Source organism: Spiroplasma sp. hy2, assembly GCF_044714365.1.
GTDB lineage: Bacteria > Bacillota_I > Bacilli_A > Mycoplasmatales > Mycoplasmataceae > Spiroplasma > Spiroplasma phoeniceum.
The window spans coordinates 1-15556 of sequence record NZ_RXFZ02000004.1 but is presented as its reverse complement, the minus strand read 5'-3'; the positions used below and the strand labels follow the sequence as shown (position 1 = coordinate 15556).

Annotated in this window: 13 protein-coding genes and 1 pseudogene; all 14 read left to right on the top strand. The window is 27.1% G+C overall.

Annotated elements, in window-relative coordinates:
- Positions 1-109 precede the first annotated feature (109 nt).
- The 14 genes and pseudogenes from EHV01_RS00540 (at position 110) to EHV01_RS00475 (ending at position 15360) form a co-directional block, all read left to right on the top strand.
- A complete protein-coding gene (locus EHV01_RS00540; protein WP_422065728.1) occupies positions 110-298 on the top strand; it encodes a hypothetical protein in 189 nt (62 codons plus the stop codon).
- A gap of 48 nt (positions 299-346) precedes the next feature.
- Positions 347-670 (top strand): hypothetical protein, encoded by a 324-nt coding sequence (locus EHV01_RS00535; protein WP_400248410.1) that lies wholly within the window; start codon positions 347-349, stop codon positions 668-670.
- Between the two features lie 146 nt (positions 671-816).
- Positions 817-3654, top strand: coding sequence for an excinuclease ABC subunit UvrA (gene uvrA, locus EHV01_RS00530; RefSeq protein ID WP_422065727.1), 2838 nt, complete (start codon positions 817-819; stop codon positions 3652-3654).
- 9 nt (positions 3655-3663) lie between these two features.
- On the top strand, positions 3664-4788 hold the full coding sequence (locus tag EHV01_RS00525) for a bifunctional folylpolyglutamate synthase/dihydrofolate synthase (RefSeq protein WP_422065726.1): 1125 nt from the start codon (positions 3664-3666) through the stop codon (positions 4786-4788).
- A gap of 3 nt (positions 4789-4791) precedes the next feature.
- On the top strand, positions 4792-5496 hold the full coding sequence (locus EHV01_RS00520) for a folate family ECF transporter S component (protein ID WP_400248406.1): 705 nt from the start codon (positions 4792-4794) through the stop codon (positions 5494-5496).
- 165 nt (positions 5497-5661) lie between these two features.
- Positions 5662-6909, top strand: coding sequence for a DnaD domain protein (locus EHV01_RS00515; protein WP_400248404.1), 1248 nt, complete (start codon positions 5662-5664; stop codon positions 6907-6909).
- A 28-nt stretch (positions 6910-6937) separates the two neighbouring features.
- Positions 6938-7849, top strand: coding sequence for an ATP-binding protein (locus tag EHV01_RS00510; protein WP_422065725.1), 912 nt, complete (start codon positions 6938-6940; stop codon positions 7847-7849).
- A 21-nt stretch (positions 7850-7870) separates the two neighbouring features.
- Positions 7871-8161, top strand: a pseudogene (locus EHV01_RS00505) (phosphate ABC transporter ATP-binding protein); the annotation flags it as partial.
- A 172-nt stretch (positions 8162-8333) separates the two neighbouring features.
- Entirely contained in the window at positions 8334-9332 is a 999-nt protein-coding gene (gene gap, locus EHV01_RS00500; RefSeq protein WP_422065724.1) for a type I glyceraldehyde-3-phosphate dehydrogenase, read from the top strand.
- 189 nt (positions 9333-9521) lie between these two features.
- Entirely contained in the window at positions 9522-9977 is a 456-nt protein-coding gene (locus EHV01_RS00495; RefSeq protein WP_422065723.1) for a hypothetical protein, read from the top strand.
- A gap of 157 nt (positions 9978-10134) precedes the next feature.
- The gene (metG, locus tag EHV01_RS00490) at positions 10135-11715 is read left to right on the top strand and encodes a methionine--tRNA ligase (protein ID WP_422065722.1); all 1581 of its coding nucleotides are present in this window, start codon (positions 10135-10137) and stop codon (positions 11713-11715) included.
- A 22-nt stretch (positions 11716-11737) separates the two neighbouring features.
- A complete protein-coding gene (mnmG, locus tag EHV01_RS00485; RefSeq protein ID WP_422065729.1) occupies positions 11738-13645 on the top strand; it encodes a tRNA uridine-5-carboxymethylaminomethyl(34) synthesis enzyme MnmG in 1908 nt (635 codons plus the stop codon).
- Complete coding sequence (gene cysS, locus EHV01_RS00480) at positions 13632-14969, top strand: cysteine--tRNA ligase (RefSeq protein ID WP_422065721.1); 1338 nt, start codon at positions 13632-13634, stop codon at positions 14967-14969. The genes mnmG and cysS overlap by 14 nt, the downstream gene beginning before the upstream one ends.
- A 4-nt stretch (positions 14970-14973) precedes the next feature.
- Positions 14974-15360, top strand: coding sequence for an FAD-dependent oxidoreductase (locus tag EHV01_RS00475; RefSeq protein ID WP_422065720.1), 387 nt, complete (start codon positions 14974-14976; stop codon positions 15358-15360).
- The last annotated feature ends 196 nt before the right edge of the window (positions 15361-15556 follow it).

Here is a 15556-nt window from a genome sequence, read left to right as displayed (position 1 = left end):
ATTAAATTTTTAAATAAAAGACATAATTAATTAAAATTATAATTTGCTATTAGTATCTTTTTAAAAATATTTACAATTATTTTAATAGGTTATGCAAGAAGTCTAATTATTGGATAATCAAGAATTAGTATTAAGATTACAAAATGTTGTAATTCTAATTTTAAAACCATTTGAAATTGAAAAAAATGAATTTTTAACGAAAGAAACACTAATTAGTAAGCAATTGCTTGCAATTAATGAACATCGTGCTAAATATTTGAAGCAATATAACAAATTATTTCTTCAAACAAATAATTAATTTATATAGTACAATATAAGTAGTTTAAACTAAACAAGGAAGGAAGTTATGAAACCAGAATTAAAAGAATTATTATTAGAAATTAAAACTAAAATTAATGATGATAAACTTTTTCGTGATTTTATTGGCGAAGTTCTAAATGAAGCTAATTACAATAATTATTATGAACAATCAGTTGATGATGAAGAAATTGCAGAGCAATTAGTTGAAATCTATTTTATTGAAAATTATAGTAGTGATGAAGAAGTTTCAGATCTAAAAGAAAAAATCATGAAAATTTTATTCTTTTTAGAAGGACAAGAAGAATTAATTAAAGAATATGCTTATTTTGTTGAAACCAAAGTAAGTCAAATTGTGACAGAACTTAACTAATTTTATTAATCTGTGACAGTTAATGTTAGATTTTTTAAACTTAGATTTAATCATTTGTACATATTAAAAATTTACAATTTTCTTTTTTAAAAATAAGATTATTTTATGATGCTAATTTACAAAAAACTAATTAAGAGGGTGAGAGAATGGGAAAAGATTGAATCGTTGTTAAAGGCGCTCGAGAGAATAATTTAAAGAATATTGATGTTAAGGTACCTAAAGATAAATTAGTTGTTTTTACTGGTTTATCAGGAAGTGGAAAATCATCATTAGCTTTTAATACCATTTATGCAGAAGGAAGACGCCGTTATATTGAAAGTCTATCAAGTTATGCTCGCCAATTTTTAGGTGGAAATGAAAAACCTGATGTTGATGCAATTGAAGGTTTGTCACCAGCGATTTCTATTGATCAAAAAACAACTAGCCATAATCCTCGCAGTACTGTTGGAACAGTTACTGAAATTTATGATTATTTACGTTTATTATATGCTCGCGTTGGGACACCATATTGTATTAATGGTCATGGGGTTATTAAATCAGTAACAGTTAAAGAAATAATAAATAATTTAAAACAACTTTTAACAGAAGGTGAAAAATTTAATATTTTGTCGCCAGTAGTTCGTGATAAGAAAGGTAGTTTTAAAGATTTATTTGCACGTTTAAAACAAGAAAGTTTTATTCGTGTCAAGGTTAATGATGAAATCAAAACTTTAGATGAAGAAATTGAATTAGATAAAAATAAACGACAAAATATTGATATTATTATTGACCGCTTGGTTTATAAAGAATCAGCAGATTTATTAAGTCGAATTCATGATGCAATTGAAGTAGCGTTAAAATATGGTAATGCATTAGTAAAAATTGATTTTGCTGATCAAAAAAAGGAAATGCTTTTTTCAACTAATTATTCATGTAGTATTTGTGGTTTTGTTATTCCGGAATTAGAACCACGATTATTTTCATTTAATTCACCCTCAGGAGCTTGTAGTGAATGTAAAGGATTGGGAGTAAAATTAGAAGTTGATGAAGATTTATTGATACCTAATCGGTCATTATCAATTTTACAAGGGGCAATTATTTATTTAAAAAATATTGTTAATACAACAAATATTGAATGGCAAAAGTTTAAAGTTTTAGCTAATCATTATCATATTGTGTTAGAACAACCCGTCAGTGATTTGACAAAAGAGCAACTAGAATATTTGATTCGTGGTAGTGATGAACCAATTGAATATAATTTAAAAACAGCTAGTGGGAACATTATGCGGGGATATGATTATATTGAAGGAATTGGGCAGTTAATTGAACGTCGCTATACGGAAACATCAAGTGAATCACAACGTGAATATTATAAACAATTTATGACAGACAAAAAATGTGGAACTTGTTTAGGAAAGCGATTAAATGAAATTCCTTTATCAGTTAAGATTAATAATATTAGTATTTCTGAATTTACTGATTTATCTGTTGAAGATGAATTAAAAGAAGTTTTGAATTTAAAATTAACAGAATCACAACAAGAAATTGCACGATTAATTATTAATGAATTAGTTAATCGTTTGGATTTTTTAAGTCGTGTTGGATTAGGTTATTTAATGTTATCACGTAATGCTTCAACATTATCAGGTGGAGAAGCTCAACGAATTCGATTAGCAACGCAAATTGGTAGTCAATTAACAGGGGTTTTGTATGTTCTTGATGAACCTTCAATTGGATTACACCAACGAGATAATGATAAATTAATTGAAACATTAAAAAGTTTACGTGATTTAGGAAATACTTTAATTGTTGTTGAGCACGATGAAGATACGATTCGTGCTAGTGATTATATTATTGACATTGGTCCACGTGCAGGAATTAATGGGGGGCAAGTTGTTGCTACGGGAAGTATTGATGATATTCAACAAAACCCAAATTCAATTACTGGTAAATATTTAACTGGTGAATTAGCAATTGATGTGCCAAAAAAACGGCGTGGTGGTAATGGATTAGTATTAGAAATTAAAGGAGCACGAGAAAACAATTTAAAAAATATTAATGTTACAATTCCTTTAAATAAATTTGTTTGTTTAACAGGTGTTTCAGGAAGTGGTAAATCAACTTTAATGAATGAAATTTTATGAAAGGGTATTAAGAAAAATTTAGGGTTAGCAACTGAACGACCAGGGGCACATGATAAAATCGTTGGGATTGATAACATTGATAAAATAATTAATATTTCCCAAGATCCAATTGGGAAAACACCACGGAGTAATCCAGCAACTTATACATCAGTTTTTGATGATATTCGTGATTTATTTGCCGATACAAATGAAGCTAAAGCACGAGGGTATTTGAAGGGTCGTTTTTCGTTTAATGTGCCAGGTGGACGTTGTGAACATTGTCAAGGTGATGGAATTATTAAGATTTCAATGCACTTTCTACCAACGGTTTATGTTTCTTGTGAAGTTTGTGAAGGGAAACGTTATAATGATGAAACATTATTAGTTAAATTCAAAGATAAAAATATTTATGATGTTTTAGAAATGACAGTTGACCAAGCTTGTGATTTTTTTGCGGCACAACCAAAAATTAGTCAGAAGTTAGGAACAATGCAAGAGGTTGGGTTAGGTTATATTAAATTAGGTCAATCAGCAACAGAATTGTCTGGTGGAGAAGCCCAACGGGTTAAGTTATCAACCTTCTTGTTAAAACGGACAACGGGAAAAACTTTATTTTTATTAGATGAACCAACAACGGGATTACATGTTGATGATGTTAAAAGATTGTTAGTAGTTTTGAATAAAATTGTTGATAATGGTGATACTGTTATTACGATTGAACATAATTTAGATGTTATTAAAATGGCTGATTATATTATTGATTTAGGACCAGAAGGTGGCATTGGTGGTGGTATGATTGTTGCAACAGGAATACCAGAACAACTTGTTTTAAAAAGTGGCACTAGTTATACAGCGCAATATTTAAAACCTTTATTAAAGTAAGAGGTTACAATGGATGTTAAAAAACAACTTTTTAAGGCAACGTTTTTTCAAAAAAAATATAATTTGGCAAAATTATTAACAGAAAAATATGCGGATGCACAAAATAAAATTAAAGTAATTAATGTTGTTGGTACAAACGGAAAGGGATCAGTTTCAAATTACTTACACCGCCAGTTAATGTTAAATTATCAACGGGTAGGTCTTTTTACATCACCAGCATTTTCAAAACATAATGAACGAATTAAAATTAATATCAAGATGATTAGTGATAGTGATTTAAAACGAATTATCAAAGAAATTAAAGAAGAAATTAAAACTTATCAATTAACTTTTTTTGAAATTTGAGTTTTAATTTGTATTAAATATTTTTTAGAGCAAAAAATTGATATTGCAATTATTGAAGCTGGAATTGGTGGTTGTTTAGATGCAACGAATGTTTTTAATAATCAATTAGCTGTTTTATTAACTTCAATTGATTATGAACATACTGAGATATTAGGCAATACTTTGGATAGTATTATTCAAAATAAAGTTGGAGTTGCAAAAAACAATTGTCAACTTTTTATTAGTGCTAGTTGTAAAAAACATTTTAATTTAATTGCAAAATATTATAATTCGAATAATATTATTACAAGCGAAGTTTACTCACAAGCAATTAATTATTACCAAGAATTTAATGTTGGCTTAGTTATTAAGTTTTTAAAAATTTTTAAGTTTAAAATTAATTATGAGCTTTTTAAAGTGAACCCAGTCTTAGGGCGTTTTACCCAACTAAGTAAAAATCCGTATTTTATTATTGATGGAGCACATAATCCAGAAGGAATTCGTGCCTGTATTTATACTTTTGAAATGTTACATAATTTGAATCGAAATGAATTATTAGTATTATATGCTTCTTCACAAAAAAAAGATTATATGCAAAATTTAACTTTATTGAAGGAACATTTTGACAATAATTTATATATTACGGAATTTCAGCATCCAATGTCATGAGACATTAATAATATTAAGATGCAGAACAAAGTTAAAAATTGAAAAAAAATATTATTACAAAATAAAACAAAAAATATTTTAGTTTGTGGGTCGCTATATTTTATTCCGTTGGTTTATCAGTTTTATTTAGAGAGGGTGTAAAATATGCTATATATATTAACAAATATTGGTGCTTGTTTAGGGAATGCTATTTTATTTTATCTTGGGGTATTATTAGATTATAAAAATTGAAAAAAAATTAGTATTTTAACAATTACAATTATAAGTTTATTAATTGCATTATCTGTTATTTTAACAAATATCATTAGTTATACTATTCCGTTCCCATTTATGGGAGGAGGAGTAATTCAATTAGCATTAGGTAACTTTTTAATTTTTGTGATTGGAATGTTATTTGGACCATTTTTGGGTGTATTGAGTGGTCTTGCTACTGATGCTTTAGGGGATTTGATAAATATTGGTGGAACATATCATAGTGGTTTTTCCTTTAATCTTGCTTTATATGGTTTTTTAGGAAGTATGGTTTTTTTATTTAAAACTGATAAATTTTGAATATTAAAAACAATTATCTTATATGCAATAGGGTTTGCTTTAATTTCATTTGCATTTAATGTTTTATGATTATATGCAATCGGTCTAAAACAAGTTCTTTTCCCAATGGCTTTTGTTATTAAAGCAATTAAGTTTCCAATTCAATTAGCAATTTATTTACCAATGGTTATTTCAAGTTTTACTATTTTATATAAATTAATTACTTCACGTCATAATCTTGCTTTATGATGCACCCAAAAAGAATTATTAGTTTTAACACCAATTAAATTTAAAAAACAGAAAAGATATAATAGTTAAAAGTTGTTTATATGTGGAAAAGTTTTAAAAACTTAATAATTATAACTGTTTTATTTAAAAAAGATTGTGGATAAGTCAGCTAATAGCATTATTTTAACAAATTATATTTACTTATTAATTGTTCATTGTAATATTATTAATGATTAAACAAAGAGGAACGGGAAAATGATGGAAAAAGAAACTACTTATTTAATTAAACAAGAGTATCAATTGTCAGATGATGAACGTATGTTACTTTTATGTTTATATCGACCAATTATTGGCGATAAAGCACATATGTTATATATTGCCTTAACAGCACAAGATTTCATCTTAGAATTAAATACTAAATATCATTTAGACAATCTTTTAACATTATTACAAATATCATATGATGAATTTTTAGTAGCAAAAAGTAAATTAGAAACAATTGGTTTATTAAAGAATTTAAAACGTGAAAAAGGAAAGCACTATATTTTAAAACCACAATTACCAATTTCCGCAATTGCTTTTTTTGAAAATCAAATTTTAAGAAATTATTTATTGAATATTGTAGGAGAAAAATCTTTTGCAATTATTAAAGCTAAATTTATTGTTAATCAGCAAGAGGGTAAACAGAAGCATAATGATTTATCTGGTCAATTAAGTGATGAAACAATGACATTTGATTTTGTTTATATTGATAAATACTTAGCATCAAAAAATGCAAATCATAAATTATATTTACCATATCGTGAAAAAATTATCCAGTTAGCAAATTATTACAATGTTTTAACAAATAATCTTGCTATTTTTATTTATAAAAGTATTGAGTTAACTGCCAAAGAACGAATTTTTAATTATGAAACATTTCAACATTTACTATCTGATTTTCATCAAAAAACAATATTAAAGAAACAACTTAATGGAGAACAATTAAATTTAATTGTTAATAATGAAAATGTTATTAAGCCAACTAACATGTTAGAAGCAAAAATTAATGAAATGGTTTCAATTGATCCAATTCAATATTTAACTTTACTACGAGAAAATAAGAAGCCAACACCAATTGAAATTGAATTAATTCGCGATTTAATTATTAATTATTCATTAACACCAGGGGTAGTTAATTGTTTAATTGAATATGTTTGATTTAAAAATGCTCATCGAATTGAAAGAAAGTATTGTGAAAAAATTGCAAACACTTTTCATCAATTACAAATTAATACTGTTGATAAAGCGATGGAGCATTTACGTGGTGCTTATGCAAAAACACAAAAAAGTAAAGTTACAAAAGATGCTATTAAAGCAAAAACATATCAATGGAAAGAAAAAATAGTTAAACATAATATGGCTGAATTAGAATATAATAAAATTTATGAACAAAAACGACAAGAACAAGGAATTAAAAAAGTTGATCTTACACAATTATTAGATGATTTAAAAAATTTATAATAGTAAAAATGAAAGAGAGATGGGGGCAATGTCAAAACTAAATTTATTAAAACAACTTCAAAACAATGCAGAGTTAATACTTAATTTACAAGAAATTGCGTTTGATATTAATAATTATCAACAGTTTGAGACGCTCTTTCAAGAATATTTAAAAAATTATCATCAATGTGAAAAAACATCATCTTTATCTTTATGCCAACAATCCTTTAAAGGTTACAAATATTATATTAAAAAAGAAAATAATAATTTGTTTTTAACACGAGTTGAATGTAATCATACAATAGCTATTAAAGAAAAAAATAAAGTTAAAAATAATTATCTTTATTATGACTTTAGTGATGAATTATTAAAATTACGATTAAATGATATTAAAAAAGATGAAAATTTTAATAATATGCATCTTATTATTGGCGAAATGGTTAAATTTGTTAAAGGTCAACGAAAAAAAGGTTTATATATTCATGGTCAGCCAGGAGTTGGTAAAACTTATTTATTAATTCGCTTAGCTAATGTGTTAGCAAATAATAATCGTAAAGTTGCTTTTATTTCAGTAATTAATTTAATTAATCGAGTAAAGGAATCATTTAATTTTTTTAATAGTGAATCATCATTAGTAGAAATTTTATTAGGAGCGGATGTTTTATTTTTAGATGATATTGGCGGAGAAACAGTTTCTCCATGAGTTCGTGATGATTTATTATTTCGTATTCTAAATGACCGTATTAGTCGTCGACTGCCAACTTTTTTTTCATCAAATTTTACAACAACAGCTTTAACAACGATTTATGCAAATGTTAAAACTGAAATTAATGATAAAGAAATTAATAAAGTAAAAGCATTAAGAATTGTTGATCGGATTCGGGGGTTAGCAACCGAATTAGAATTGTTGGGAAATAGCAGGAGAACTGATGAGGATTATGTGGAAAAGTTAACAGGCTAGGAATGTTGTCTGTTGGGGGTGCTTGCTACAAATCGTACAATTGCGTTAAAACCAGAAATTTTGTTAATGGATGAACCAACAAGTGCATTAGATCCAATTGCAACTGCTAAAGTTGAAGAGTTAATTTTGGATTTAAAAAAGAATTTTACAATTATTATTGTAACGCACTCTTTACAACAAGCGGCACGAATTTCTGATTATACTGCATTTTTTTGAATGGGACAGTTAATAGAATATAATAAAACAGCATTATTGTTTTCTCATTATCGTGAATCAAAAATAGAAGATTATACTACAGGTCGTTTTGGTTAAAAAGATTAAATTTATTATTTGGTTCTATTTTGCTGATAAAGTAACCTTTAATTTGGATATTTGCTAATTTTCTTGCAAATTGACTCTATAGGTTGTAAAATATATAGTAAGTATGCAATATTTTTATTGCAGACTAAGAAGGTATTAAATATATGTAGAGGAGAAAAAGTAGATGACAAAAATTGCAATTAACGGGTTTGGACGTATTGGCCGTTTAGTTTTTAGAAGATTATTTGACGAAAAAAATGTTGAAATTGTCGCAATTAACGATTTAACTGCGGCAAAAACTTTAGCAACATTATTAGAACTTGATTCAGCCCAAGGAGGATGAAAAAGAGGAAAAATTTCTTCAGAAGAAGGCGTTATTATTGTTGATGGGAAAAAAATAAATGTTTATGCCAAAAAAGATCCTGCTGAGTTACCATGAGGTAAATTAGGCATTGATATTATTGTTGAATCAACAGGATTCTTTGCTGATCGTGCTGGTGCTTCAAAGCACCTTACAGCGGGAGCAAAAAAAGTTTTAATCTCAGCTCCAGCGAAAGGAACCGATGTTAAAACAATTGTTTATAATGTAAACCATAAAGAAATTAAAAAAGAAGATACTATTATTTCAGGGGCAAGTTGTACAACTAACTGTTTAGCACCAATGGCAAAAGTATTAGACGAAGAATTTGGAATTGAAAAAGGATATATGACAACTGTTCATGCGGTAACAAATGATCAAAGATTGTTGGACTTAGCACATGATGATTTAAGAAGAGCACGTGCTGCTTTTTCAAATATTGTTCCAACTAAAACGGGAGCAGCAGCAGCAGTTGCATTAGTATTACCACAATTGGAAGGTCGATTTGATGGAATGGCTTTACGTGTTCCAACTATTACTAGTTCAATTGTTGACTTAGCAGTTGAATTAAAAAAAACAACAACAGTTGAAGAAATTAATAATGCAATGAAAGCAGCAGCTTCAGAAACTTTTTGTTATAATACACAACCAATTGTTTCATCAGATATTATTGGTGAAACACACGGATCAATTTTTGATGCAACATTAACAAAAATTATTGAACGTGATGGTAAACAATTAGTTAAAGTATATGCATGATATGATAATGAAATGTCATATGTATCACAAATGGTACGTACATTATTATACTTTGCAACAGTCTAATTAAAATATACAAAACACTAAAAAATATTTTAGTGTTTTTTTATTTTTCTAAAAAAAGATATTTCTTATGCTATGATATTTATATAAGAATTACTCTTATAAAAATAATCTAACAAACTATAGTTAATATCCGTTTGTTTATTTACTATTGATAATGGAGGCAATTAAAGCAATTAAGGAGAGCAGAAAATGAAAAATCCTATTTTAGAAAAGCATTTTAGTAATATTCGTGATCAACTAAAATTAGTTTTAAATACAGAAAAAATTCATGACTCAACAAACCCAATCCAATTATTATATGATAATGTTCTTTTAATTCGGAACAATGGACGCGTTATTACCGATGAGGATTTTACATATCGTTTAGAATTAGCCTTGGCAGATACTTATAAAACACTATCATTACGAATTGATTCATTATTACAAAATGCTAAAACATTAGCTTTTAGTTATTTTAAAGAAAAATTAGATATTAAAGAATGACGCGATGATTTATATGCTGATGCTGTTGAAATATTAAATGAAAAATATGCTGATAAACTAATGCAAATAGATTTTATTTATATTCCTTATCAGATGACAGAAATGTTAAATGAAGGTTTACGCAATATTTCTTCACGAAAATTACATGAAGTAACAGCATAAAAATAAGTTTTATTTATGAATAAATAGTTATGGAAATAACTATTTTATTTTAGTAATTTTCAATGACCTTAATTGTCTTTAAAAAACCCTTATTTTATTGGCAAAAATGCGATATAATTTATATTGTTAAAATGTATAACAATGAGAGGGATATATTATGAGTCAAAACAAGAAATTATTTTATGTTACAACCCCAATTTATTATCCAAGTGCGCAATTACATATTGGACATGCATATACTACTACATTAGCGGATATTATTAATCGTTATAAAAAAATGGCTGGTTATGAAACTTTCTTTTTAACAGGCAGCGATGAACATGGTGAAAAAATTGAAAAGAAAGCAAAAGCAGCAGGGGTAACACCATATCAATTTACAACAATGATTGTTGATAATTTTAAATTATTATGAAATAAATTAGGAATTGAATATTCAAAGTTTATTCGTACTACTGATAAAGAGCACGAAGTTGGAGTCCAAAAAATTTTTAGTAAATTATATAATAATGGAGATATTTACTTAGGAGAATATGAAGGTTTATATTGTGTTAGTTGTGAAGAATTTTTAACTGAAGCACAAATTGATAAAGTAACAAACCAGTGCTTAGTTTGTGGTAATAAACCAAAAAAAGTAAAGGAAGAAACATATTTCTTTAAAGTCTCAAAATATAGTCAATTTTTAATTAATTATTATAATAATCATCAGGGTTTTATTGAACCAGAACCAAGAAAAAATGAAATGTTAAATAATTTTATTTTACCAGGCTTAACTGATTTATCTGTTACTAGAACAACTTTTTCCTGAGGAATTAAAACCTTAGAAAATGATAAACACATTATTTATGTTTGAATTGATGCATTATCAAATTATTTAACAGCATTAGGTTATTTATCAAATGATGAAACATTATTTAATAAATTTTGAAATAATGAAGATGTTGAGATTTTGCAACTATTAGGAAAAGAAATCGCTCGTTTTCACACGATTTATTGGCCAAGTATGCTAGAAAGTTTAGGGTTACGTCAGCCTAATAAACTTTTATCGCATGGTTGAATTTTATTTAAAGATACTAAAATGAGTAAATCAATTGGAAATGTTGTTGATCCATTATATTTAATTGATAAATATGGTCGAGATACATTACGGTTTTATTTAGGATATGAAATTCCAACTGAAAATGATGGTAAATTTTCTTATGAAATGTTTTTAGAATCATATAATGTTCATTTAGTTAATAATATAGGGAACTTGGTATCACGAGTAAGTAATATGATTAGTAAATATTTTAATGGTCAGTTAGTAAAACAACAACAATTGGATAATGTGCTAATTGAAAGTTGTATCCAAGCGGTGCAGAATTATCAGCAGGCAATGGATGCTTATCAAATTTCAGCAGGACTAAACATTATTTTGGAATTATGTAATAAGGCGAATAAATATATTGAAGAAAATAAACCTTGAGAGTTAGAAAAAAACGAAAAGATGGAGCAATTATATGAAACTTTAGCAAGTTTAGCTTATACTATTATTGTTAGTGCTTTTTTATTGCAGCCAGTTTTAGTTGATAATGCGCAAAAAATTGCCGATTATTTTAATGTTAATTTAACTGATTTAACATTTGAAACAATTTTAACGCAAGAAATCATTTATAATAAAACAATAGAAAAAAAAGAAAACTTATTTAATCGTGTTAATGTAGAACAAGAATTAAAACAAATTGAAGCAGAATTAAATTAATAAAACTAGTAAAGGAGGGAGTTTAATGAAAAAATATGATGTAATTGTAATTGGTGCTGGTCATGCTGGCGTCGAAGCAAGTTTAGCTGCAGCAAGAATGAAAAAAAAGACATTATTAGTTACTTTGCATAAAGATAAAATTGCATTAATGCCATGTAATCCCTCAATTGGTGGTCCAGCTAAAGGGATTGTTGTTCGTGAAATTGATGCCATTGGTGGTGAAATGGCAAAAGCAGCTGATGCAACAGCTTTACAAATGAAATTATTAAATTCTTCACGTGGTCCTGCTGTATGAGCATTACGCGCTCAATCAGATAAGATTGAATATGCAAAATATATGCAAAAAGTAATTGAAAAGCAAGATAATTTAGATTTATATGAAGGAGTAGTTCAATCTTTATTGGTTGATGATAACAATAATTGCTATGGAGTAATGTTAAAAGATCAAACACAATTTTTTGCAAAAAAAGTTATTTTAACAACAGGAACATATATGCAATCTTTAGTGTTACAAGGAATGACAAAAAAAGCAGAAGGACCTGATGGCGACATTACAACAGCAGGATTATCAACCCAGTTAAAACATTTAGGGTTTGAGTTATTTCGTTTAAAAACTGGTACACCAGCACGTGTTCTTAATACTTCAATTGATTATAGTAAAGCACAACCAGAACCAGGGAGTGATTTGCAACTAGCTTTTTCTTATTCAACAAAAACCTTTACACCATTACAAGAGCAAGAATTATGTTGATTAATTCATTCAACACCAAAAACACATAATATTGTGCAAAAAAAATTAACAGCATCACCAATGTATTCTGGAAATGTAAAAGGAACAGGGCCACGTTATTGCCCAAGTTTTGAAGATAAAATTGTGCGGTTTGCTGATAAACCACGTCATCAAATTTTCTTAGAGCCAGAATCAAAGAGTTTAAATACAATTTATGTGCAAGGATTTTCAACTTCAATGCCAATTGATGTACAAGAAAAGATGCTACGTTCCTTGCCAGGATTTGAAAATGTTGAAGTTTTAAAATGAGCTTATGCAATTGAATATGATGCAATTGTACCAACACAATTAAAACATACGTTAGAAACAAAAAAAATTAAAAATTTATATACGGCGGGTCAAATTAATGGAACAAGTGGCTATGAAGAAGCTGCTTGCCAAGGTTTAATGGCTGGAATTAATGCTGTTTTAAGTATTGACCAAAAAGAACCTTTCATTTTACGTCGTGACCAAGCTTATATTGGAGTGTTAATTGATGATCTAATTACAAAAGGGACAGAAGAGCCTTACCGTTTATTAACTTCTCGTGCTGAATATCGTTTATTATTGCGCAATGATAATGCTGAAGAACGATTAAAAAATTATGCTTATCAATTTGGTTTAATTGATCAAAAAAGTTGAATTGAATATCAAAATAATGTGCAAAGTTATAATGAAATAATGCAATTGTTAAAAGAAACTTATTTTACGGCAAAATCACCATTAATTCAAAAACTAACTAAACTAGGTGTTGTCAACATTACAGAACGCATTTCTGGTTATAATTTATTAAAACGACCAAATATTGAGTTAAAATATTTAGAGGAGGAGTTACCACCGTTAAATAATTTAAAATCATTTTTAAAACAAAATTTATTAATTAATATTCGTTTTGAAGGATATATTAAAAAAGAACAAGAAATTGCTTTAAAAACAATTAAGTTGGAAAATAAATTAATTCCAGTTAATTTGAATTATGATTTGGTAGATAACTTGGCACTTGAAGCACGAGAAAAATTTAAAAAGATTAGACCAATTTCAATTGGTCAAGCGAATCGAATTTCAGGAATTAATCCAGCTGATATTCAAATGCTGTTATTTCATTTAAAAAAATGGAATTGGATGCAAATAGATAAGAGGGTGAAGTATGAAATTATATAATACTTTGACTCGTAATTTTACAGATTATAGTCAAACAAAAAAAATTAATATTTATGGTTGTGGACCAACTGTCTATAATTACATTCATATCGGTAATGCCCGTGCAATTATTACTGTTGATTTATTAGTTAGTTTTTTACAATTTCAACATATTGAGGTTAATTATATTCAAAATTACACGGATATTGATGATAAGATTATTGCTAAAGCAGCAACAGAACATAAAACTGAACAAGAAATTGCAGAATTTTATATTAAAGCTTTTGAAGAAGATGTTTTTAATTTAAATGTTAGAACACCAGCAAAGCGAGTACGAGTAACAGACCATGTTAAAGATATTATTACTTTTATTCAAAAATTAGTTAAACTTAATGCTGCATATGAAGTTAATGGTAGTGTATATTTTGATATTGCAAAATATCAAGCACAATATGGACAATTAGCTAATAAAAAAATTTCAGAATTAGAAACTAATATTCGAATTGAACATGATGCTAATAAGCATAGTCAATATGATTTTGCTTTATGAAAGCAAACAACCGAAGGAGTTTCTTTTCCCTTTTATGATCAAACGGGTAAATTATATCAAGGTCGCCCAGGTTGACATACAGAATGTGCTGTCTTAATTGATAAATTTTTTCATAAAGAAACAATTGATATTCATGCTGGCGGAATTGATTTAGTTTTTCCTCATCATGAAAATGAACGAATTCAATTTTTAGCAAAAAATAATAAGGAAATTGCAAACATTTGAATGCATAATGGGCATTTAAATGTTGCTGATAAAAAAATGAGTAAATCATTAAATAATACTATTTTAGTTCGTGATTTTATTAAATTATACGGAGCAAATACATTACGTTATTTGTTATATGCGACTAATTATACACAACCATTAAATGTAACAGAAACTTTAATTATTAGTGCACAAGGTGAAACCGAAAAGATTTTTAAAGTCTTAAAAGCAGTAAATTTATATTTAGCTGAATATAACTTAAATTATAATTTAGCACAACATGGTGACAATGTTAAGAAAGTTCTTGCTGAGTTAGCAAATAATTTAAATAGTCCAAATGTTTTAACTATTATTAGTAAAATGATTAAAATTATTAATACTCAATTACGTGATAAAAAACTTAATTTGCAACTTGCTAGTGATTTTTATAATATTATTTTTAATATTATAAATTTTAATTTTAAGTTACCAGTGATTAGTGGTGAAATTTGTAAATATTTATTAGAATGAATTAAGTCAAAAAATAATAAAGATTTTGTCAAAGCAGATGAGCTTCGTAAGGTTTTAGTAGAAAAAGATATTTTGTAACGGAATGAAACAAAAAGAAATTAATATTATTGGTGCTGGGTTAGCAGGTTGTGAAATTGCTTACCAATTAGCAAAACGTGGTTTAAAAGTAAAATTATATGAAGCAAAAAGATTATTTAAAAATCCAGTTCAAAAATTAGATACATTTGCAGAATTAGTTTGTTCTAATTCTTTTCGTAGTGTTTCAAGAGAAAATGCAATTGGAATTTTAAAAGAAGAATTAAAGTTATTAAATTCTTTCATTTTAAAAACAGCTTATGATGTTCAAGTCCCTGCTGATGATGCACTTAGTGTTGACCGGGAGTTATTTTCACAAAAAGTTACAGCAACTTTAATAAAACACCCTAATATTACCATTATTTATGATGAATTTATTAAAATAWATCTTTAATTTTGTCGAAAACTCTTGATGAAATAAAAAAAATCATCAATATGACAATTTGAAAACTAATTTTGTGTAAGATTATGATTTTGCTTTAAATTTTTTAAACGTTAAAATATAATACCGTTGATTGTTGGTTTGGTGTTAAACCTTTGTGTTGGTATTTTCATTTTCAGAGCTTTAAATAATTTTGAATATTAGTGAA